This is a genomic window from Luteimonas endophytica, from assembly GCF_029887875.1.
Classification (GTDB): Bacteria; Pseudomonadota; Gammaproteobacteria; order Xanthomonadales; family Xanthomonadaceae; genus Luteimonas; species Luteimonas endophytica.
On record NZ_JARXRM010000046.1, the window covers coordinates 16,454 to 37,428 of the forward strand.

General features: G+C 72.0%; 18 protein-coding genes. 11 read left to right on the forward strand and 7 right to left on the reverse strand.

Annotated features, from left to right (window positions below; translation table 11 throughout):
* Positions 1–109: 109 nt before the first annotated feature.
* Positions 110–484, reverse strand: coding sequence for a YciI family protein (locus QFW77_RS17665; protein WP_280576153.1), 375 nt, complete (start codon positions 482–484; stop codon positions 110–112).
* Positions 485–720: 236 nt separating this feature from the next.
* Between QFW77_RS17665 and QFW77_RS17670 the strand changes: the two genes are divergently transcribed.
* Positions 721–1,839 carry an AI-2E family transporter gene (locus QFW77_RS17670; RefSeq protein WP_280576154.1) on the forward strand — a complete coding sequence of 373 codons (1,119 nt, stop codon included), beginning with the start codon at positions 721–723 and terminating at the stop codon, positions 1,837–1,839.
* Positions 1,840–1,849: 10 nt separating this feature from the next.
* Here the strand turns inward: QFW77_RS17670 and QFW77_RS17675 are convergent, their stop codons facing one another.
* Together QFW77_RS17675 and QFW77_RS17680 are read right to left on the reverse strand one after the other, a co-directional pair.
* Complete coding sequence (locus tag QFW77_RS17675; protein ID WP_425603388.1) at positions 1,850–2,686, reverse strand: alpha/beta hydrolase; 837 nt, start codon at positions 2,684–2,686, stop codon at positions 1,850–1,852.
* Between the two features lie 176 nt (positions 2,687–2,862).
* Positions 2,863–3,678, reverse strand: coding sequence for a DUF1206 domain-containing protein (locus QFW77_RS17680; RefSeq protein ID WP_280576156.1), 816 nt, complete (start codon positions 3,676–3,678; stop codon positions 2,863–2,865).
* A 202-nt stretch (positions 3,679–3,880) separates the two neighbouring features.
* Here QFW77_RS17680 and QFW77_RS17685 point away from each other — a divergent pair, with 202 nt between their 5' ends.
* The 5 genes from QFW77_RS17685 (at position 3,881) to QFW77_RS17705 (ending at position 7,335) form a co-directional block, all read left to right on the forward strand.
* A complete protein-coding gene (locus QFW77_RS17685; protein ID WP_280576157.1) occupies positions 3,881–4,189 on the forward strand; it encodes a hypothetical protein in 309 nt (102 codons plus the stop codon).
* 74 nt (positions 4,190–4,263) lie between these two features.
* Positions 4,264–5,604 (forward strand): MATE family efflux transporter, encoded by a 1,341-nt coding sequence (locus tag QFW77_RS17690; RefSeq protein WP_280576158.1) that lies wholly within the window; start codon positions 4,264–4,266, stop codon positions 5,602–5,604.
* 177 nt (positions 5,605–5,781) lie between these two features.
* Positions 5,782–6,423, forward strand: a complete 642-nt coding sequence (locus QFW77_RS17695; RefSeq protein ID WP_280576159.1) for a hypothetical protein — start codon at positions 5,782–5,784, stop codon at positions 6,421–6,423.
* A gap of 173 nt (positions 6,424–6,596) precedes the next feature.
* Positions 6,597–7,121, forward strand: coding sequence for a hypothetical protein (locus tag QFW77_RS17700; protein ID WP_280576160.1), 525 nt, complete (start codon positions 6,597–6,599; stop codon positions 7,119–7,121).
* Positions 7,122–7,143: 22 nt separating this feature from the next.
* Complete coding sequence (locus QFW77_RS17705) at positions 7,144–7,335, forward strand: hypothetical protein (protein WP_280576161.1); 192 nt, start codon at positions 7,144–7,146, stop codon at positions 7,333–7,335.
* Positions 7,336–7,456: 121 nt separating this feature from the next.
* On the opposite strand, the gene QFW77_RS17710 is transcribed toward QFW77_RS17705, so the two are convergent.
* The gene (locus QFW77_RS17710) at positions 7,457–10,240 is read right to left on the reverse strand and encodes a serine/threonine-protein kinase (protein WP_280576162.1); all 2,784 of its coding nucleotides are present in this window, start codon (positions 10,238–10,240) and stop codon (positions 7,457–7,459) included.
* Positions 10,237–10,797, reverse strand: a complete 561-nt coding sequence (locus QFW77_RS17715; protein WP_280576163.1) for a sigma-70 family RNA polymerase sigma factor — start codon at positions 10,795–10,797, stop codon at positions 10,237–10,239. Before QFW77_RS17715 ends, QFW77_RS17710 begins: the two co-directional genes overlap by 4 nt.
* 280 nt (positions 10,798–11,077) lie before the next feature.
* Here QFW77_RS17715 and QFW77_RS17720 point away from each other — a divergent pair, with 280 nt between their 5' ends.
* Positions 11,078–12,019, forward strand: a complete 942-nt coding sequence (locus tag QFW77_RS17720) for an ABC transporter ATP-binding protein (RefSeq protein ID WP_280576164.1) — start codon at positions 11,078–11,080, stop codon at positions 12,017–12,019.
* A complete protein-coding gene (locus tag QFW77_RS17725) occupies positions 12,016–12,777 on the forward strand; it encodes an ABC transporter permease (protein WP_280576165.1) in 762 nt (253 codons plus the stop codon). The genes QFW77_RS17720 and QFW77_RS17725 overlap by 4 nt, the downstream gene beginning before the upstream one ends.
* Before the next feature lie 42 nt (positions 12,778–12,819).
* Here the strand turns inward: QFW77_RS17725 and QFW77_RS17730 are convergent, their stop codons facing one another.
* Positions 12,820–15,747, reverse strand: coding sequence for an autotransporter serine protease (locus QFW77_RS17730; protein WP_280576458.1), 2,928 nt, complete (start codon positions 15,745–15,747; stop codon positions 12,820–12,822).
* 202 nt (positions 15,748–15,949) lie between these two features.
* On the reverse strand, positions 15,950–17,011 hold the full coding sequence (locus QFW77_RS19185) for a BON domain-containing protein (RefSeq protein ID WP_280576166.1): 1,062 nt from the start codon (positions 17,009–17,011) through the stop codon (positions 15,950–15,952).
* Positions 17,012–17,275: 264 nt separating this feature from the next.
* On the opposite strand from QFW77_RS19185, the gene QFW77_RS17740 reads away from it, so the two are divergent.
* The 3 genes from QFW77_RS17740 to QFW77_RS17750 all read left to right on the forward strand — a co-directional run bounded on the left by QFW77_RS17740 (position 17,276) and on the right by QFW77_RS17750 (position 20,971).
* Complete coding sequence (locus QFW77_RS17740) at positions 17,276–17,713, forward strand: hypothetical protein (RefSeq protein WP_280576167.1); 438 nt, start codon at positions 17,276–17,278, stop codon at positions 17,711–17,713.
* Between the two features lie 96 nt (positions 17,714–17,809).
* Positions 17,810–18,901: a putative porin gene (locus QFW77_RS17745; RefSeq protein ID WP_280576168.1), complete on the forward strand. Its 1,092-nt coding sequence runs from the start codon at positions 17,810–17,812 to the stop codon at positions 18,899–18,901.
* Positions 18,902–18,985: 84 nt separating this feature from the next.
* On the forward strand, positions 18,986–20,971 hold the full coding sequence (locus QFW77_RS17750) for a BCCT family transporter (protein ID WP_280576169.1): 1,986 nt from the start codon (positions 18,986–18,988) through the stop codon (positions 20,969–20,971).
* The last annotated feature ends 4 nt before the right edge of the window (positions 20,972–20,975 follow it).

Below are 20,975 nucleotides of genomic sequence, written 5' to 3' on the forward strand. Positions count from 1 at the left end.
GGCGGCGATCCCCGCCGGCCCCGGCACACCGCAGCGACACAGATGGCGGTGCCACCCCTGCTCCCTGCCAGCGACGGAAACTGAGACGCCTCCGCAGGGCCGGCAGGGCTCAGGCGCCGACGCGCTTTCGCACCGCGTCCACGTCACGCACCGGCCGCACCTCGATGCAGCCGGTGCCGGCCCAGGGGAACTCCTGCGCCATCCGCACCGCCTCCTCGATGCTGTCCGCTTCCACCAGGTTGAACCCGGCCAGCACCTCCTTGCTCTCGGCGAACGGCCCGTCGGTGACGCTGGCGCGGCCGCCGCGGATGCGCACCGAGCGCGCGCTGGCCGGCGCTTCCAGCTGCTTGAAATCCAGCAGCTTGCCCTGCCCGCGCAATTGGTCGGCATGCTGCAGGCAGCCGCGCATCATGGTGTCGAACTGCCCTTCGGGCAGCGCCTCGAGCAGGGTGTCGTCGGTGTAGACCAGCAGCAGGTATTGCATGGTGGGTCCGCTGAGAGTGTCGGGGCCGCCAATTAGGCCGGATCCGCGCTGCGCACGCCACCGTTTCCCGCGCAACGCAGCGGCGCGCCGCCGCCGACCCCGGAATCACGTCTTCGATGCCAGAATGCAGCGCCGCGCGTCCCGCGCGCCCGCTCCGGATCCCGCATGCCCGCGTCGACCCCGCCCCCGCCGCCCGCCCAGCGCTGTCGCGGCCCGCGCCACGGAGCCGCCTGAGCATGGTCCGGGGCGACCGCCTGCAGTCGGTGGTGCACGGTGCCGCGCTGGCGCTGATCGTCGGCTGGGTGCTGTACGTCGGCAAGCAGGTGTTCGTGCCGATGGTGTTCGGGGTGCTGGTGGTCTACGTGATCATCGGCCTGGCCCGCGCGCTGACCGCACTGCCGCTGGTCGGGCCGCGGCTGCCGGCGCCGCTGCGCTACGCGCTGTCGATCTTCGGCATCAGCGTGGCCATCGCCGCCGCGGTCTCGCTGGTGGTCAACAATTTCGGCCGGGTGGTGCAGCTGGTCCCCACCTACCAGGACGCGCTGCTGCAGCGGATCCAGCAGCTGGCGGAGTTCCTGGGGCTGCAGGCCGCGCCCACCTGGACCGCGCTGCGCGAGGATTTCCTCGCCCGGGTCCAGCTGCAGGACCTGATCGGCACCACCGTGGTCTCGGTGACCGGCATCGGCATGACCGTGCTGATCGTGCTGCTGTACGTGACCTTCCTGCTGCTGGAGAAGCGGGTGCTGCCGGCCAAGCTGCACGCCATGTCCGACGATCCGGCGGACGTCGCGCGCATCCACCACGTGCTCGACAGCATCAACACCCGCACCGGCCAGTACCTGTCGCTCAAGACCCTGATCAACGTGCTGCTCGGCGTGGTGAGCTGGGCGATGATGGCGCCGTTCGGGCTGGAGTTCGCCGGCTTCTGGGCGGTGCTGATCGCGGTGCTCAACTACGTGCCCTACATCGGCTCGTTCCTGGGGGTGCTGTTCCCGGTGGCCTGGGCGATCGTGCAGTTCGGCGACCCGGGTACGGTGATCACCCTGTTGCTGCTGTTGACGACCGCGCAGTTCTTGATCGGCAACTTCCTCGATCCCTACCTGATGGGCAACTCGCTCAACCTCAGCCCGTTCGTGATCCTCGCCAGCCTGCTCACCTGGGGCGGACTGTGGGGCATCCCCGGCGCGTTCCTGGCGGTGCCGATCACCGCGGTGCTGGCGATCGTACTGTCCGAGTTCCCCGGCACCCGGCCGATCGCGGTGCTGATGTCGCGCAACGGCCGCCTCCACGGCCGCCTCCACGGCCGGCTCGGCGGTCCGCCCCGCGCCCGGGCGCCCGCCGGTCCCCCGGCGTGACGCGGGCCGATCAGTCCATCTCGTCCCCCGGCACCTCGAACAGCGCTCGAAACGCCCCCAGCGCCGCCGGGTGATAGATCGTCTGGTGCCGCTCCCCGGGCATCGGCGCGTACTCCACCCGCAGCTCCGGTTTCGCCGCGGCCCGCAGCGCCCACGCCAGCCGCGCGGTCGCCGCGGCGAGTTCCACCTGGCCGCTGTGGGCGAGGAACAGCACCCCCGGCTCGTCGCCGCGCCCGCCCAGGTGCGCGTCCAGCCCTTCCAGCAGCGCACCGTCGTTCCACCACAGGCTCGGATCGATCGCGATGTGCTGGTCGAACAGCCCCGGCGCCAGCAGGAAGGTCTCCACCACGAACAGCCCGGCCAGCGATTCGCCGACGATCGCGGTCTGGCCGCTGGTGGCGTAGCGCGCGTCGATCGCCGGCATCAACTCGTCGCGCAGGAACGCGCGGAATGCCGCCGAGCCGCCCACGCGCGGGGCGATCTTGCGATCCTCGGCGTTGTCGGTCGGCCCGGTCAGGTCGCGACGGCGCTCGGTGTTCTCGATCCCGACCACCATGAACGGCCGCATCGTGCCGTTCATCACCGACACCTGCACCAGCCCGGCGACGTGCAGGAAATCCTCGCCGATGCCGCCGTCCGGCATGTACAGCACCGGCAGCGCCGCATCGGGAGCGGCCCCGTATCCGGGCGCGCGGTACACGTTGATGCGGCGGGTCTCGCCGAGCACCTGCGACTCGATGGTGAAGGTTTCGCCGATCGCCAGCGGCGCGGCATCGCCGATGGTGGCGGCGGGGGCGGGCGCGGCGGGCGCCAGCAGCAGCACGAGGAGCAGCGCGCGGAACACCATGGGCATCACCGGTTCGGCCAGGCGGCGACGATAGCCCGGAACCGCGGCCGATCGCGGTCCGGCCGCCGAAACCGTGATTCGGGCACATCCGGCACCTGGCGCATCGCTCGCGAAACCCGGGCCCCGATCCCGCCAGCTCGGCCCGCTGCGGGCGCGGTTACGGTCCGCCGGCGCAGTCAGGTCGGGCGTTCGATCCGGCGGTACACCGCCTTGGCGAGCTGGTGCAGGCCGTAGGTCAACAGGCCCAGGCCGACCGCGGCCAGCAGTCCGCCGCGTTCCAGCATCCCCAGGACCTCGCCGGTGTCGGCGGTGGCCGAAGCGCGGTACAGGCGCCCGGCGTTGAAGACGAACCAGCCGATCGGCAGCAGCACCAGCCCCCGCGCGGCGGTGCCGATGCGCCCGATCGCCTCGACCGCGCGCGACGTGGCCGCGCTGGCCGTTCCCATGCGGCGGCCCACGTCGCCGCGCGCCGCCTTGACCAGTTGCTGGATGCCGTAGCCGATCACGCCCAGCCCGGCCCCCATCACCAGCCAGGTGCCGAACGGTTGCTCCAGCAGCCGCGCGACCCAGATCTCGGTGCCATCGCCGTCCCCGGTCCGCTCCAGGCGCGCCAGCCGCCAGGCGGTATACGCCAGCGACCCGTAGATCGCCGCGCTCAATGCGTAGAACAGCCGCATGAAGATGCGCCTGGCGTCGCGCTCGCGGTGTTCCGGGTCCAGGACCGCCTGCACCAGCCGCCATGCGACGTGGGCGAGCAGCCCCAGCGCGATCAGCATCAGCATCAGGTGCCCGCCGCGCTCGTCCGCGAGCGACTGCAGCGCACCGGTGGTGCCCTGCGGTTCTCCAGAGGCCAGGCCGGCTTCGAACGCGATGTAGCCCAGCAACACGTAGACCACGCCCTTGGCGGCGTAGCCGGCTCGCGCCACCGGCGGCACCCAGCGTGCGACCTGCTGCGCAGCGGAGGCTCCGGCGCTCCCGATGGATCGATTCATGGCGTGGGCTCGGGTGGAGGAGAAGGGGGTTTTCGCAGAGCGACGGTGCGGGCGCCGTGAACGGGATCCGCCTCGCGGAAATGTGCCTGGGATGTCATAAGATCGGTCGCTCGCACGGGATCCGCCACGGCCATCCCGCGCGATGGCCGCCCGCGTCCGGTGCCATCGTGGCGACGCCGTTTTTCCCGCCGAACCTCCTGACATGCACCTCATCCAGATATTTCTCCCTCTGCGCGACGACGATGGCAGCGCCTTCCCCAAGGCGCTCTACGAGAGCGTGCGCCGCGAGCTCACCGATCGCTTCGGCGGGGTCACGGCCTTCGTGCGTTCGGCGGCGGTGGGGGCGTGGGAGGACGAGGAGGGCAGGGTCCAGCGCGACGAGGTCGTGCTCTTCGAAGCGATGACCGAACATGTAGACCACGGCTGGTGGGCCGGCTATCGGGGCGAGCTGGAGCGGCGCTTCCGCCAGGACGAGGTGCTGGTCCGCGCCAGCGCAGTGGAGCGGCTCTAGCGCGCCGCCGCAGCCCGGTGCCGCCCGGGCGCCCGGCGAGCCTCCGCGGTCTAGGAAGCCGGCATCATGCCTGCATGACCGCAGCCGCCAGCCTTCTCCCGCCCGTCACCCGCGCCGCCATCGCCCGACGCGCCTGGCCGATCATCATCGCCAATGCCGCGGTGCCGACGCTTGGTCTGGTGGATACGGCAGTGATGGGTCACTTCGGCACCGCGGCCGACCTGGGAGCGCTGGCGCTGGGGGCGCTGCTGTTCAATTTCGTCTACTGGAGCTTCGGCTTCCTGCGCATGGCGACCACCGGTTTCGTCGCGCAGGCGGACGGAGCGGGGGACGAGCCGGAGGTGCGGGCCACGCTCGGCCGCGCCGTGCTGTCGGGCGTCGGCCTGGGCATGGGCCTCTGGCTGCTGCAATGGCCACTGGCGCACGGCTACTTCGCACTGATGGACGGCAGCGCCGCGGTGGAGTCGGTGGGGCGCGAGTACTACGCGGCGCGGATCTGGGGGGCGCCGGCGGCGCTGGCGCTGTACGCGCTGAGCGGAGCGCTGATCGGACTGGGGCACGTCCGCACGCTGCTGGCGGTGCAGCTGCTGCTCAACGGACTCAATGCCGGGCTCGACGTGTATTTCGCGGCGGCGCTGGGAATGGGCGCGCGCGGCATCGGTCTGGGCACGGCGCTGGCGGAGTGGGCCGCCTGCCTGGTCGCGGCGGCGCTGCTGTGGCGGCTGCTGCGCGGGCGACACCGCGACGCCGAGCCGTTCCTGCCGTGGGCGCGCATCGTCGATCGCGCCAGGCTGCGCCAGTCGCTGGCGGCCAACGGCGACATCCTGGTGCGCACGCTGTGCCTGCTGCTGGGCTTCGGCTGGTTCGCCAACCAGGGCGCGCGCTTCGGCGACGTCACCCTGGCGGCCAATCACATCCTGTTGCAGCTGGTCTCGTTCAGCGCGTTCTTCCTGGACGGCTTCGCCTTCGTGGCCGAGGCCCTGGTGGGCGGGGCGGTGGGCGCGCGCGATTCGCTGCGGTTCCGGCGAGCGGTCCGGCTGTCGAGCGAGCTGGCGTTCGGCACCGCGGCGGTGCTGGCGTTCGGCATCGCCGTGTCCGGCACGCTGGTGGTCGAGGCGTTGACCGCGCTGCATCCGGTGCGCGATGCGGCCGCCACCTACCTGCCATGGACCGCGCTGTACGTGCTGGTGTCGGTGGCCGCGTTCCAGCTCGACGGGGTCTTCATCGGTGCCACCCGCACCCGCGAGATGCGCAATGCCGGGCTGGTGTCGCTGGGCGTGTTCCTGGTGCTGGTGCAGCCGCTGGCGGCGCGGTTCGGCAACCACGGGCTGTGGGCGGCGTTCGTGGCGTTCGTGCTGGCGCGGGCGGCCGCGCTGCTGCCGTACTGCCGGCGCCTGCTGGTGGGGCTCGGCTAGTCGTGCAGCCGGTCCGCGGGGCGCGCCACCGGCGGGCGGGCGGCAGAGGCAGTGGCGGGATCGCCGCCGGGTTTGCGACTTCAGTGGAGAGTCCGGGTTGCGGCCGCCGTTGGCGGTAGTCGCGCCGCGGACTCACGGCAGCCGCCGTAGTCCCCAATCGCCCACCAGGAGTCCACGATGTCCTTCGCAATCGCCTCTCGTCCTGCCGGCGCCGCCCGGCTCCCGCGCACCTTCCGCCACGCTCCGCTGCTTGCCATGGCCGGTGCGGTGCTCTGCCTGGCGTTCCCGTCCGAGCCGCTGCAGGCGCAGCAGCGCATGGCCGCCGCGCCGCCACCCGGTTGCCCCGAGGGATGGAAACCGGTGCCGCCCGGACTCAACCCCGCGCTGCGCTGCCTGCCCGACAACGTGGTCGCGCGGCCGGCGCCGGGACGTGCCGCGCCGGTCGATCCCGGTGCCTGCCCGGCCGGCTGGCGCCTGGTCGGGCCCGAGGTGAACCCGGTGTTCCGCTGCCAGCCGGGCAGCGTGGCGGCGCGGCCGACCCGCGGCTCGGCGGCACCGCCGGACCCGACCGCCTGCCCGGCCGGCTGGAAGCCAACGCCGCCCGGCATCAATCCGGCGCTGCGCTGCCTGCCCGACGATATCGTGGTCTCGCTGGCGCCCGGCCGTGCCGCCCCGCCGCCGCCGGTCGGCTGCCCCGACGGCTGGGAGCCGGTGGCGCCGGGCGTGAACCCGGTACTGCGCTGCCTGCCCGGCAACCTGGCCCCGCGCGGCGACCAGGGGCTGGCCCCGGCGCGGGCACCCGCGCGCCACGACGGCTGATCCCGGGCCCTGCCGGCCGGCTGCCCCTGCGGCACCCGGATCGGCGGGACCCGCCCGGCACCCCGGCCCGCCCCGGCCACGGCCGCGGGCGCGACGGAGGGCGGCCGGTCACCGCCATCCGGCATGGCCGATGCCGCGGCCCGGTGCCGTGAAACCAACCCAAGGAGAACGACATGACCAGACCATTCGCCAACCTGGCGGCCTGCCTCGCCCTGCTCGCCCTGGCGGCCATGGATTCGACCGCCGCTGCGCAGCAGGCGCCCACCACCGAGCCGGTGGATCCCTCGCACGGCCCGGTAAGGTCCGACGACCCGGGGCTGCGCGCGATCGCATCCCCACCGCGGCAGGGTGACGACGACGGCGGTCCCGGACAGGGGCGCCAGCCCCAGAGCGACGACGGCGGCCCGGGGCAGGGGCGCCAGCCCCAGAGCGACGACGGCGGCCCGGGGCAGGGGCGCCAGCCCCAGAGCGACGACGGCGGTCCGGGGCAGGGGCGCCAGCCCCAGAGCGACGACGGGGGGCCGGGGCAGGGACGCCAGCCCCAGAGCGACGACGGCGGCCCGGGGCAGGGGCGCCAGCCCCAGGGCGACGACGGGGGGCCGGGGCAGGGGCGCCAGGACCTGGCCCTCACCGGGCCCTGGTCATCGGCACCGCCCGGTTCGGCTGGGGCGCCGGCGCCCAGCTACCCGCCCGCGTAGCCACCGGCCGCGAGGGTGGCCGATGCCCGTGGCGCCGCCTATCGCCGCGCGCAACCAGGCGCCCGCAGGGTCGTCGGCGGCCGCGATCGGCCGCGTCTTTCTCGATGCGCCCGCCGCCACCGTGCTGGCCGAGGACCCGCCGCCGCCGGCGGCGGGCACGGGCGGCACCGCCAGCGGCCAGCTGCTGCTGGGCCCCGGCACCTGGACGCTGTAGTGCTTGCCGATGCCGCGCGACAAGTGGCGGAGACCGGCGAGCGACGACCAGCGGCGCGTGCGGGTGACCGTCGGGAGCGGCGGTGGCGCGCAGCGCATCACGCGCGGGTGGACCGAAGGCGCTAGCGTGGCTCGCCGGCGCGGGCCAGGGCGTCCGCGGCCGCGATGGTGCGCGGGTCCGCTTCGCCGAAGGTGTCGCGCCTGAGCCGCCAGGCTTCCCGCAACAGCGGCAGCGCCGCGGCGCGGTCGCCGCGGTCGACCAGCAACTCGCCCAGCGGCAGCAGCACCAGGGCCAGGCGCTGGTGTCCCGCCGGCAGCCGCTCGCGATAGATCTCCAGCGCCTGGCGCAGGTGCGTCTCGGCCTCGTCCAGCCGCCCCTGCCGGTGCAGCACCACGCCGAGCCGGAACAGGTCGGTGCCGACCCGGTCGTGGGCGTCGCCATAGTCGATGCGCTGCCGCTCGAGCGCCGCGCGGTAGTGGGTTTCGGCGCCGGCGTAGTCGCCGCGCAGCTCGGCCAGCCAGCCCAGATTGAAGACGGTGGCGGCGCGCCATGGGTGCTCGGGCTCGTAAGCCTCCAGCGCCTGGCGGTAGTACGGTTCTGCCGCGTCCAGGTCGCCGGACTCGGTGAGGGCCAGGCCGAGGTCGTTGAGGTTCTGCGCCACCGCCGGGTGGCGCTCGCCGAGCGCACCGCGACGCATTTCCAGGGACCGGCGCAGCAGCGCGACCGCGCCATCCAGATCCCCCCGGGTGTGCAGCAGCCGCGCCTGGTTGTTGAGCACCCGCGCCACCTGCGGATGGGAGTCGCCGTACACCCGCGTCGCCAGTTCCAGCGCCTCTTCGTACAGCGCCCCGGCACCGTCGTAGTCGCCCAGGTCGGTGCGCGCCAGCGCCAGGTTGGACAGGCTGGCCGCCAGCTGCGGGTGGGTCGGCGGCAGCAGCCGGCGGCGCAGGGCGAGCGCCTCGCCCAGCAGCGGCTCGGCGGCGGCGTAGTCGCTCCGGTGGCGCGCGATCACGCCCATCCGGTCTAGGCTCTGGGCGATGTCCACGTGCACCTCGCCGAACAGCCGCCGGCGCATCGCCAGCGCGTCGCGGTGCAGCTCGAGCGCCGCGTCGTGGTCGCCGGCGCGGAACGCCGCCTGGCCGAGATCGTCGAGGGTGTCGGCGATGTCGGGGTGCGGCGGCGGCGCGGCCGACTGGAACCGCGCCAGCGCATCGCGCAGCAGCATGCCGGCCTGCGGATAGTCGCCGCGATCGATGTGCAGCCGGCCGCTGTTGCGCAGCGCCCGCGCGAGCAGCCGTGGGTCGTCGCCGGCGACCGTGCCGGCCGCCTCCAGCGCGCGGTCGAACAGCGGCCCGGCGCGATCGTACAGGCCGAGCTGGCGGTAGGCCTCGCCCACCGTGCCGAGCAGTTCCGCCTGCACCTGCGGGTGGTCGCCGAGTTCGGCCTCGATGCCCTCCCAGCCACGGTCGAGCAGTTCGCGGGCGCTGAGCTGGGCGCCCCCCGATGCTTCCGGGTCGGCGCCCTGGAACAGCCGCAGCACCAGTGCCTGCACCTGCTGCGCCCGGGCGGCCTCGGCCCGGGCGCGGTCGCGCTCGCGGGCGATGGTCCCGGCCTGCAGGGTCACGGTGACCGCGTAGGCGGCCAGCAGCAGCAGCACGGCGGCCGCGCCGGCGACCCCGAAGGGATGCCGGCGCACGAACTTGCCGGTGCGATAGCCGAACGTCTCCGGGCGCGCGCGCACCGGCCGCCCCTGGCGCCAGCGCCCGATGTCCTCGACCAGCGCCGCGGCGGTGGCGTAGCGGCGCTCGGGAGCCTTGCGCAGGGCCTTGCAGACGATGTTGTCGAGGTCCCCGCGCAGGGCCCGGCGCAGCGCCTGCGGCGTGCTACGCCGCGCGGCGCAGGCGGCCGGGTCGCCCTCGGCGACGCGCAGGCTCGGGCGCGTTGGTTCGCCGTGACAGACGCTGCGCTCGAGCGCGATCAGCGAGTCGCCGGCCAGCGGTTGCGCGCGCTGCCCGGTGAGCAGCTCGTACAGCAGCAGACCGAGCTGGTAGACATCGGTGGCGGTGGTGGCCGGGGCGCCGGTGACCTGCTCAGGGGTCGCGTATTCCGGCGTGAACATCCGCGCCGCGGTGCGGGTCAGCGGTTCGTCGGCGGCAGCGGCGCTGCCGGACAGCACCTTGGCGATACCGAAGTCGAGCAGCTTCACCTCGCCGGCCGCGGTCACCACGATGTTCGACGGCTTGAGGTCGCGATGCACGATCAGGTGCCGGTGCGCGTAGGCGACGGCCTGGCCGATGCGCACGAACAGCGCCAGGCGCGCGTCGATGTCCAGGCGGGCCTCGTCGCAATAGCGGTCCAGCGGCAGGCCCTCGACGTACTCCATCGCCAGCCACGGCATCCCGCGCTCGTCGCGGCCGCCGTCGAGCAGCCGCGCGATCCCCGGGTGTTCGAGCGAGGCCAGGATCTGCCGCTCCTGGGCGAAGCGCTGCAGGAACTCGGCCGAGTCCACGCCGGGCCGGATCAGCTTCAACGCTGCGCGTTGCTCGAAGCCGCCGCCGACGCGTTCGGCCAGGTACACCGTGCCCATGCCGCCGCGGCCGAGTTCGCGCAGCAGCAGCCAGGCGCCGATCCGGCGGCCGCTGTCGGCGCCGGGGGCCGGGCGGTCGGTGCGCTCCTGCCCGTCGGCGAGCGCCCGCCACAGCGGCCCATCGGCAAGCGCCGGGGGCTCGAGCTGCGGCGCCGGCGCGTCGACCAGCCGCAGCAGCTCGTCCAGTTCGGCGCGAAGCCCGGGGTCGCCGGCGGTTTCGCGATCGAGGAAGGCCAGCCGGGCCGTGCCCTCCAGCTCCAGTGCCCGTTCGAACAGCGCGTCGACGCGCACGCGCGGATCGCCGCCGCGCGCGCTCACGTCGGCGCCAGCTCCTTGAGCAGCCATGCCCGGGCGCGCATCCAGTCGCGCTGGACGGTGCGCAAGGAGGTCTCCAGCGCGCGCGCGGTCTCCTCCTCGGTCATGCCGCCGAAGTAGCGGCACTCGACCACCTGCGCCAGGCGGGGATTGAACGCCGCCAGCCCCTGAAGCGCCTCGTCCACCGCCAGGATCGTCTGCGACTGGCCGTCGAGCGCGATCAGGTCGGGCTGCAGGGTCAGGTCGATGGCGCCGCCGCCGCGCTTGGCGGCATGCCGGCGCCGCGCGTCGTCCACGAGGATGCGCCGCATCGAGCGCGCGCAGATGGCGAAGAAGTGCGCGCGGTCCTGCCAGTCCACGGCGTCCTCGTCGACCAGTTGCAGGTAGGCTTCCTGCACCAGCGCGGTGGTGTCGAGGGTCTGGCCGCGGCGGCCGGCGCGGGCGATCTGGCCGCGGGCGATGATGCGCAGACGTTCGTACACCAGCGGCACCATGCGGTCGAAGGCCGCGCGGTCGCCCTGGTGGTGGCGCTGCAGCAACCGGGTGATCTCGCTGGCCATGCCGGGCCCTCCATCACGCTGCGGGCGAGCATAGCAGGGGCCCGGTGCGCCTCGCCGCCGCGTGTCGGCGCAGGGGACCGCCCGCTCCGGTCGCGAGGCGAGCACCGGGATCGCGGCCGCGGCGCGGGCTGCGGGCGAGGGCGAATATCCCGCTGGCGGGAAGATCATTCCGCAATCCAGGGGCTTTATCCGCGCGCCGCCGGCGTCTAGGCTGGGTGCCCTCCCGATCCCGCCATCGCGACGCGGCGCGCCTGCGCGCCGCGCCCCACCAGGACCCCGCGTGCAGCCGATCCTCTCCATCCGCAACCTCGGCAAGACCTACGCGTCCGGCTTCCAGGCGCTGAAGGGCGTCGACCTGGACATCGACCGTGGCGAGATCTTCGCCCTGCTCGGGCCCAACGGCGCGGGCAAGACCACGCTGATCAGCATCGTCTGCGGCATCGTCACCGCCAGCGGGGGCAGCGTGAGCGTCGACGGCCACGACATCGCCCGCGACTACCGCGCCGCGCGGGCGATGATCGGGCTGGTGCCGCAGGAGCTGTCCACCGACGCCTTCGAGACGGTCTGGGCCACGCTGCGCTTCTCGCGCGGGCTGTTCGGCAAGGCGCCCGACCCGGCGCACCTGGAAAAGGTGCTGCGCGACCTGTCGCTGTGGGACAAGAAGGACAGCAAGATCATGACCCTGTCCGGGGGCATGAAGCGCCGGGTGCTGATCGCCAAGGCGCTGGCGCACGAGCCGCGGCTGCTGTTCCTCGACGAGCCCACCGCCGGCGTCGACGTCGAGCTGCGCCACGACATGTGGCAGATGGTGCGCGCGCTGCGCGAGGGCGGCACCACCATCATCCTCACCACCCACTACATCGAGGAGGCCGAGGAGATGGCCGACCGCATCGGCGTGATCAACCGCGGCGAGCTGGTGGTGGTGGAGGACAAGGCCACGCTGATGCGCAAGCTGGGCAAGAAGCAGCTCACCCTGCAGCTGCAGGAGCCGCTGGCGGCGATCCCGCCGGAATTCGCCGGGCTGCCGCTGGAGCTTGCCGAGGAAGGCAGGGCCCTCGTCTACACCTTCGACGTGCAGGCCGAGGAGACCGGCATCGCGGCACTGCTGCGGCGCCTCGGCGAGCACGGCATCGATTTCCGCGACCTGCATTCGAGCGAGAGCTCGCTGGAGGAGATCTTCGTCAACCTGGTGCGCAACGGCGCGCAGGAGGCCCGCGCATGAACTGGCACGGCGTCAAGGCCATCTACCGCTTCGAGATGGCGCGCACCTTCCGCACCCTGACCCAGTCGATCGTGTCGCCGGTGCTGACCACCTCGCTGTACTTCATCGTCTTCGGCGCGGCGATCGGCGGGCGCATGGGCGAGATCGACGGGGTGAGCTACGGCGCCTTCATCATCCCCGGCCTGATCATGCTGTCGCTGCTGTCGGAGAGCGTCTCCAACGCCTCGTTCGGCATCTACATGCCGAAGTGGACCGGGACCATCTACGAGGTGCTCTCGGCGCCGGTGTCGTACGTGGAGATCGTGCTCGGCTACGTCGGCGCGGCGGCCACCAAGTCGGTGATGCTGGGGTTGTTGATCCTGGTCACCGCGCGTTTCTTCGTTCCCTACGAGATCGCCCATCCGCTGTGGATGGCCTGCTTCCTGGTGCTGATCGCGCTCAGCTTCAGCCTGTTCGGCTTCATCATCGGGCTGTGGGCGGACGACTTCCAGAAGCTGCAGGTGATCCCGCTGATGGTGGTGATGCCGCTGACCTTCCTGGGCGGCGCGTTCTACTCGATCGAGATGCTGCCGCCGCTGTGGCAGAAGATCACCCTGTTCAACCCGATCGTGTACCTGATCAGCGGCTTCCGCTGGAGCTTCTACGGCAGCGCCGACGTCCACATCGCCATCAGCACCACGATGGTGCTGGCGTTCCTGGCGGCGTGCCTGGCGATCGTGTGGTGGATCTTCCGCACCGGCTGGAAGCTGAAGGCCTGAGCGCGGGCGGCGGCGATGCCAGGCATCGCCGCACACCAGGCATCAGAACCCCAGTGCGTAGCGCAGCGACACCGCGCGCGCATCGCCGCGCGGGCCGAAGCGCTGGTCGTAGCCGAACGAGAGGCTGGCATCGCGCGACAGCCACGCATCCACGGCGACGCCCGCCAGGCCGCCCGAACGCGCCGGCTGCAGCCCCGCCAGCGGCGACCACGCGTCCACGCCGACGAAGCTGGCATCCACCTCCAGGCCATCGGCGCTCAGGGTGTGCTGCCACTCGGCGTAGCCGCGCAGGTCCAGGCCGCGCCAGGCGTGCGCGGCGCGCAGGCCGGCGATCGCCTGGGTCCGCGAGGAGGCGATCGCGCCGGTGCGCAGGCCGAAACCCGAGGCGCCCCGCTCATGGAAGCCGTCGCTCTCGACGCGCGCGTGTTCGGCGCCGGCGTACGGCGTCAGGCTGGTGGCGCCAAGGCCGAAGCGGTACCCCGCCTCGAGGCCGGCCGAGGCGAACGTGCCGGCATAGTCGGCCTGCACCGCGGATCGGTCGCCGCCCAGCAGCAGCTGCCGGTCGATGCGACGATCGTAGCGGCCGACACCGAGCTGTCCCATCGCATAGCCGTTGCCGTGCAGCCAGCCGCCGTACACCTGGCCCTGCGCCTGGCGATCGCGGCCGCGCTCCGCAGCGCCGGGCACCGCGCTGTCGGCGCGGGTCTGGCCGAAGGCCAGGCCGGCCACGCCCGAGCCGCCGAGGCGGTAGTCGTTGCCCAGCATCCAGCCGTCCATCTGGTAATCGCCGCCGGCGAAGCTCCCAGAGCCGGCACCGCCGAGCGCCTGGGTCCACTCGCCACCGGCCGCCGGCCGCCCTGCCAGTTCACCGAAGCGCGACGACAGCGCACGCCGGTTGAGATCGATGCTGTCGAAGGTCATCGCCGAGGCTGCGGCGTGGGCCTTCCCGGACAGGCTGTCGAGCATCGTCGTGAACGCACTGGCGGTCTGTACCTGCTGGATCTGCCCGGCCGCGCGGATCAGGCCGTTGTCGGCAGGCAGATCGTCGGCACCTTCCCCTGGCAACTGAGCATCGATTCTTCGAAAGGCATTCTCCAGCCGGACGGCCGAGTCCAGTGATGACACTGTCATGCCGGCCAGTCCCCCCGCTGTGGCGGCGACGTCTGCACGCTCGACATCCAGCCAGACCCGATCGGTCCCGTAGCCGAACGTCGCGACTAGTACCAGGCTGGGATTCCAAGTCATCGTCGAGAACTCTCCCGATACGCCACCGTCGGCGATCAGTACCTCCGTGCTACTCCGTGCCACGTAGCCACTCACCACGCCGTTGATGTCGAGATTCCCGGCCAGCGTAGCCTGCCCTTCGAAATGCAGAGGGTCCGCGCCCAGGTAGATGCTCAGTACGCCGCCTCCTATCTGGATGTAATCCCCTTTGAATCTAGCGTTCGGATAGCGCCCGACCATGACGAAACCCTCGTTCCGGATATCGCCACGGAATGTCGTCTGCGCGCCACCGCCGTGGCCGAAACTCAGGCTGCCTTGGTTCAGTACGTTCCCCTGCAGCTGGCCCCCGAACACTTGAACCGAGCCTGTTGGCTCGACGTGGATCGGCGAGGTCAGGGAGTTCCTCACGGCCAGAACCGCTTGTCCGCGGACTCGCGTGGTCCCGGTGTAGGTGTTCTCGCCTTCCAGCGAGAGGTTGCCGGGCTGTCCGTTGCCGTCCACGATCAGGCCACCCGCGCCGCTGATGGAGTTCTGCCACATGCTTCCCATGTGGCCTTGGAGGTTGACGGTCACATCGCCCCAGTCGAACCTCGCCGGTCCAAGCACCGCCTTGCCGACATCGAGCAGGCCGTACCCGAACACCGCATCCGGGCCGGGATCGCCCAGGTCGGCCGCGGTGCCCAGCAGGGTCTGCCGCACCAGGTCGTTGTCGAAGTACGGGAACGCCTCCCAGACCAGCGCGGCCGCGCCCGCCACCTGCGGGGCGGCGAACGAGGTACCGCTGCCGTACCACAGGTCCGGATCGCCGGTCGTGGCATCGTGCGCGGTGAACATCACCGTGCCCGGCGCCACCAGGCAGTACGACATCGCGATGCCGCACGCATTGGAGTAGTCGGCCAGCTCGGTCGGGTTGGCGGTGTCGAGCGCCGCTACCGCGAGCCAGCCGCGCTCCAGGTCCGCCGCCGGACGGGTGCCGCCGGGTCCCGGCTGGCTGGGCAGCGCGGCGGTATCGGACGGGTCCGCGCCGGACTCGTTGCCGGTGGCGAACACCACCAGGCCGTCGTGGTCGTGGACGAAGGAGCGGTACTCGGAAGCGATCGGGTCGGTGGCTGCCGGGTCGGTCCAGTACAGGCCGCCCCAGGAGTTGTTCATGATCCGCATGCCGCGGTCGATCAGGTCCTCGTGGATCGGCAGCAGCCCCAGCGGACCGTCCACCTCGTTGCCCTGGCCCGAGCCGTCGTCTTCCGGCGGCTCGTCGTTGATGATCCGCGCCGAGAGCAGTTCGGCGCCGGGGGCGATGCCGCCGGGCCACTCGCCGACCGCCGCGCCCGCGGCGATCTGCGCCACGGTGGTGCCGTGGCCGACCACGTCGTCTACGCCCAGATCGTTGTCCTGGCCGACGTAGGTGAGGTTGGCGATGACCCGCCCGACCAGCGCCGGGTGATCGCGGTTGATGCCGGTATCGATCACGCCGATGCGATAGCCGGCGCCGCTGTAGCCGGCGTCGTGGGCGTCCCGGGCATTGGTCAGGGCCAGATGCGCGTCGACCGCCGGTTGCGGGGTCGGCGGTGGAGCCGGCGGAGGAGGCGGCTCCGGTGGTGGTGGAGGCGGCGGAGGCGGGGTGGTCGGCGGTGTCGCCGGGTCCGGCCGGACGTTGTCCCCGCCGCCGCCGCCGCCGCAAGCGGCGAGCGCCACCGCGAGGGCAGCCGTCAGCATGGCGCGCGCGCACGGGCGGCGGCCGGTCATCGTGTCGTGCACGGTTTTCCCCTTCGTCCCTGGTGGCCGACCACCATGTCGGCCCATCCCCGGCGCCTTCTATACCGCAAGACGCGGCCATTGTCGCCCCTTGCGTGATCGACCACGAAAAAGGCCGCGACCCTGTGCAGGGCCGCGGCCGCAAGCGCTACGAATGCCGGATCGGCTCCGGTTCTCGTTGTTGTCGCGTCGGCTACTCGCCGGTGGCCGATACCGTCAGTGCGGAAGCGTCGACGCTGGCCACACCCTCGATGTCGGCGGCGATGCGCTTGGCCGCGTCGATCTGCGCCTGGCTCTCGACGTCGCCCGACAGGGTGACCACGCCGTTGACCGTCTCGACGTCGATCTGCAGCCCGGCCACGTCGGTGTCGGCGAGCAGGCTGGACTTGACCTTGGTGGTGATCCAGGTGTCGTCGATGGGCTGGTCGGACTCCCCTTCCATGTCCATGTCCATGTCGGTCTCGGCGCGGGCGTCGGTGGCATGGCGGGCGCCGGCCTCGGCGCTGGCATGGTCGTCGGCCCGGGCGTGGGGGTGGCTGTGGGCTCCGGCATCGCCACTGCGCTCCACGCGCAGGCCGGAGGTGTCGACGCTCGCGACCCCATCGATGTCCGCGGCGATGCGCCTGGCCGCATCGATCTGGGCCTGGCTCTCCACGCCGCCGGTCAGGGAGACCTCGCCGTTGACGGTCTCGACCTCCACCTGCAGGCCGGCCACGTCGGTGTCGGCGAGCAGGCTGGATTTGACCTTGGTGGTGATCCAGGTGTCGTCGATGGGCTGGTCCGACTCCATCCCGACGTCCATACGCGCGTCCTCCCGGGCATCCATGCGCGCGTCGGCGGCGGCACGCATGTCGGTATCGCGATCGGTCGCTGCGGGGGCAACGGTCAGCCCGGAGGCGTCCACGTTCGTCACGCCCTCGATGCCGGCGGCGATGCGCTTGGCCGCGTCGATCTGCGCCCGGCTCTCGACGTCGCCGGACAGGGAGACCACACCGTTGACGGTCTCGACCTCGACCTGCAGGCCGGCCACGTCGGTGTCGGCGAGCAGGCTCGACTTGACCTTGGTGGTGATCCAGGTGTCGTTGACGGGCTGGTCGGACTCCATTCCCGCGTCCGTCCGCGTCTGGGTGTCGACCTGTGCATCGGCGTCGGCCGCGGCCTCCTGGGCCATGACGCCGCCGGCGGCGAGCATCAGGGCAACCGACAGCGCGGCGGCAAGTGTGTTGCGCGGGTTGCGCTTGATGAGCTCGTTCATTGCGTGCTCCAGCAGTGGGAAACGGTGCGGCGAGTTTCCCCGCCCGAATGTCCACGATGCGTGACCGCGAACGCCTGGACGCGGGGATCCGGCAGCGCGAACCGCCCGCTGTTCAGCTGCCGGCGCGGTGGCTGAGGGGCGCGTTCATCGTCGATTGCCCGCGCCCGCCGGGGTTGCTGCGACGCGAGGTCCCCGCTGTGCGCCGGCAAGGCCGGGCCCCGGCGATTCATGCGGGCGATAGCGAGGCGCACCTAGACTCGGCCCATGAATCGACGCGTGTTCCGCCGCCTTCCGCCCGCCACCGGGTTGATGCTGGCGCTGCTGCTGCCGTCGCTGGGCGCGTTGAGCGGCGCGGCTGGCGCGCAGGTGGGCGAACCCCGCCGCGCCGAAATCCTGCCGCCGCCGCGGGTGCGCGCTTCGCCGCCGCCACCGCGCGGGGTCGCCGGCGATCTCTCCGCGCGGCCGCGCCAGGAGAGCGTCATCCCGGCGGCGGGGCCGTCGCCCAACGCGCTTCGGCCGGAGCGGGCCGCCGCCGCCGACACCGCGCTGCGGCCCGCCGCCGCGCGCGTCTACGACCGCGGCGGCAGGCTGATTCCGGGAGCGCTGCAGGTCGGCCCGAACCGCGTTGTCGACCCGCGCACCGGCCGCCACCTCGAGGTCCGCGCACGCGGGGACGATCTGCAGGTGGTGCCGGGCGGGTAGGGCATCCGGCGCGCGCTCCGCGGCCCGTCTTCACGGCGCCCCCGCTTCCCCGGTCTAACCTGACCCTTCGTGGATGTGCGGGGAGGTGGATCGCCAGTGGCGCCGGGAGTCTGGCCGCATCTGTTGCTCCTGCTGGGCGTGCCGGCCCTGGCGCCGGCGGCGGAGGGGGCCGCGGAGCCGGACTATTCGCTGGGCGGGGCCATCCGTTTCAGCTACGGCTGGCTCGACTACGGCCCTTCCACCGGATTCGAGCCGGAACTGGTGCGGGTGGACGCGAGCGGCGACGCCGGTCGGTTCTCCTTTTCGCTGCAGTACCGCTGGTACGACGGTTTCGACGCCGTCCACCATGCCTGGGCCGGCTGGAAGCCGGGTCCGTCCTCGGAACTGCGGGCCGGGGTGCAGCAGGTGCCGTTCGGGCTGCTGCCTTACGCCTCGCACAGCTTCTGGTTCGGCTCGGGCTACTACCTGGGGATCGAGGACGACTACGACCTCGGCATCGTCTGGCAGCGCGGCGAGGGTGCGCACCAGTGGCATGTCGGGGCGTTCTCCGGAGACGAATACGGCACCGGCGCGCGCTACGACCGATACTCGTTCGACGTCGCCACGACCGACGCGCTGCCCTATCGCGAGCGCGGACGGGTTGCGCTCCGCTACGAGTACGACCGGCGCGGCGATGGCAGCGGCCTCGAGCTCGGCGCGTCGCTGTTCGCCGGGCGGGTGGAGCGCCGCCCGGACGGCCGGCGCCACCGCCACGAGGGCGCGGCGCTGCACGCGCAGTGGCGGCGTGATCCGTTCACCCTGCAGCTGCAATGGGCGCGCTACCGCTACCGCGTGCCGGAAACGCGGGTCGCGATGTCGGCATTCGGCTTTCCGTTCGAAATCGCCGCCGAGGCCGACGTGCCAACCTTCAACCTGGCCTGGGAGCTGCCGCACACGGGATGGTTCGACGGCATCACCTGTTACAACGATCTCAGTGCGACCTTTCCGGTGGCCCGCGCCCCGGGCCTGCGCGAGTCGTGGCAGAACGTCACCGGCTGCAGCTTCGCCAAGGGCGCCATGTTCACCTACCTGGACTGGATCGCCGGCCGCAACATGTGGTTCGTCGGCGGCTCCGGCATCGGCATCGACGAGCCGGGGTCGGATCGCTGGCGATCTCGCCTGAACCTCAACGTCGGCTTCTATTTCTGACCCATCGGCGACGGATTTCGCCGCGCCGCGCCGGGCGCGGCCCACCGCCAGACACGGCGACCGCGCACAGCCGGAGCGAAGAACGTGAACGAGCGAACCCAACCATCGAAACCCGGCTGGTACAGGATCAATCCGCCGGTATTCTTCACCTCGGCGGCCTTGGCGCTGGTGTTCGTCGCTCTGGGGGCGTTCGCGCCGGACTGGTCGGATGCGTTCTTCGGCGGTCTCCAGGGCTGGGTGGTCGAGAGCGCCGGCTGGTTCTACGTGCTGGCGGTCGCCGGCTTCCTGGTGTTCGTAGTCTCGCTGGCGTTTTCCAGCTTCGGCAGGCTCAAGCTGGGGCCGGACCACAGCTCGCCGGACTACAGCTATCCGTCCTGGTTCGCGATGCTGTTCTCGGCCGGGATGGGAATCGGCCTGATGTTCTTCGGCGTCGCCGAGCCGATCATGCACTACGCCACGCCTCCGGTCGGCGATCCGGAAACCGTGGCTGCCGCGCGCCAGGCGATGCGCGTCACGTTCTTCCACTGGGGCATCCACGCCTGGGCGATCTATGCGGTGGTGGCGCTGTCGTTGGCCTATTTCGCCTTCCGCCACGGGCTGCCGCTGACCATCCGCTCGTCGCTGTATCCGCTGATCGGCGAGCGGATCCACGGGCCGATCGGCCATGCCGTGGACGTGTTCGCGGTGCTGGGGACGCTGTTCGGCGTGGCGACCTCGCTGGGCTTCGGCGTGATCCAGGTCAATTCCGGCCTGGCCTACCTGTTCGACGTGCCGGTCGGCATCGCCACGCAGATGGTCCTGATCGCGGTGATCACCGGCGTGGCGACATTGTCGGTGGGCCTGGGCCTGGACGCCGGGATCCGCCGCATTTCCGAGCTCAACATGATCCTGGCGGTGACGCTGCTGGCATTCGTGCTGGTCGCCGGCCCGACCGTGTACCTGCTGCAGACGCTGGTGCAGAACACCGGCATGTACGTTTCCAACCTGTTCTCGATGACCTTCAATCTCTACGCGTACGAGCCCACCGGCTGGATCGGCGGCTGGACGTTGTTCTACTGGGGATGGTGGATCGCCTGGTCGCCGTTCGTGGGGATGTTCATCGCCCGCGTATCGCGTGGGCGGACCGTGCGCGAATTCGTCACCGGGGTGCTGCTGGTGCCGCTGGGGTTCACCTTCATGTGGATGACGTTCTTCGGCAACACCGCGCTGCACATGATCATGGTGGACGGGTCGGCCGGGCTGATGGAGGCGGTGGCCGAGGACAGCTCGGTGGCGCTGTTCCGGTTCTTCGAGCTGCTGCCGCTGTCGTCGATCACCTCGCTGCTGGCGACGCTGCTGGTGATCACCTTCTTCGTCACCTCTTCCGACTCCGGCTCGCTGGTGGTGGACATGCTGACCTCCGGCGGCGTGGATGAAGGCCCGCTATGGCAGCGGATCTTCTGGGCGGTGGTGGAGGGCGCGATCGCGGCGGTGCTGCTGTATGCCGGCGGGCTCGGCGCGCTGCAGGCGGCGACCATCGCCAGCGCGCTGCCGTTCGCCCTGGTCATGCTGTTGATGTGCTGGGGCATGGTCCGGGCGATGCGGCTGGAGGTGACCCGCCAGCTCAGCATGCGCGAGGCGCGGCTGGCGCCGCTGGGCATCGCCGGGCCGATCGACTGGAAGACCCGGCTGCGCGCGATGGCGCACCATCCGCGCCGCCAGGAGGTGCTGGAGTTCCTGCAGCAGCAGGTCCGGCCGGCGCTGGCCGAGGTGGCCGCGGAACTGGCCAAGCACGGCATGAAAGCGCGGGTGGACGAGGCCGCGGACGGGCGCATCTGGATCGAGGTGGGCCACGGGGAGGAGATGGATTTCTTCTATTCGGTGCGGCCGCGCCCCTATGCGCCGCCGTCTTTCGCGATGAGCGACCTGCGCCGCAAGCGCGTCGAAGAGAGCCGCTACTTCCGCGCCGAAGTGCACCTGCGCGAGGGCGGGCAGGACTACGACGTCATGGGCTGGCACCGGGACGAGTTGATCCACGACGTGCTCGACCAGTACCAGCGCCACATGCACTTTCTCGACGTGGTGCGCTGATGGC

Bases quoted from the DNA above. Each gene is read 5' to 3' on its own strand.
- QFW77_RS17675 (WP_425603388.1), bottom strand. From the start codon at position 2,686: ATGGTGTTCCGCGCGCTGCTCCTCGTGCTGCTGCTGGCGCCCGCCGCG.
- QFW77_RS17685 (WP_280576157.1), top strand. From the start codon at position 3,881: ATGCACCTCATCCAGATATTTCTCCCTCTGCGCGACGACGATGGCAGC.
- QFW77_RS17670 (WP_280576154.1), top strand. From the start codon at position 721: ATGGTCCGGGGCGACCGCCTGCAGTCGGTGGTGCACGGTGCCGCGCTG.
- QFW77_RS17730 (WP_280576458.1), bottom strand. From the start codon at position 15,747: ATGACCGGCCGCCGCCCGTGCGCGCGCGCCATGCTGACGGCTGCCCTC.
- QFW77_RS17700 (WP_280576160.1), top strand. From the start codon at position 6,597: ATGACCAGACCATTCGCCAACCTGGCGGCCTGCCTCGCCCTGCTCGCC.
- QFW77_RS19185 (WP_280576166.1), bottom strand. From the start codon at position 17,011: ATGAACGAGCTCATCAAGCGCAACCCGCGCAACACACTTGCCGCCGCG.
- QFW77_RS17680 (WP_280576156.1), bottom strand. From the start codon at position 3,678: ATGAATCGATCCATCGGGAGCGCCGGAGCCTCCGCTGCGCAGCAGGTC.
- QFW77_RS17725 (WP_280576165.1), top strand. From the start codon at position 12,016: ATGAACTGGCACGGCGTCAAGGCCATCTACCGCTTCGAGATGGCGCGC.
- QFW77_RS17740 (WP_280576167.1), top strand. From the start codon at position 17,276: ATGAATCGACGCGTGTTCCGCCGCCTTCCGCCCGCCACCGGGTTGATG.
- QFW77_RS17715 (WP_280576163.1), bottom strand. From the start codon at position 10,797: ATGGCCAGCGAGATCACCCGGTTGCTGCAGCGCCACCACCAGGGCGAC.
- QFW77_RS17665 (WP_280576153.1), bottom strand. From the start codon at position 484: ATGCAATACCTGCTGCTGGTCTACACCGACGACACCCTGCTCGAGGCG.
- QFW77_RS17690 (WP_280576158.1), top strand. From the start codon at position 4,264: ATGACCGCAGCCGCCAGCCTTCTCCCGCCCGTCACCCGCGCCGCCATC.
- QFW77_RS17705 (WP_280576161.1), top strand. From the start codon at position 7,144: ATGCCCGTGGCGCCGCCTATCGCCGCGCGCAACCAGGCGCCCGCAGGG.
- QFW77_RS17695 (WP_280576159.1), top strand. From the start codon at position 5,782: ATGTCCTTCGCAATCGCCTCTCGTCCTGCCGGCGCCGCCCGGCTCCCG.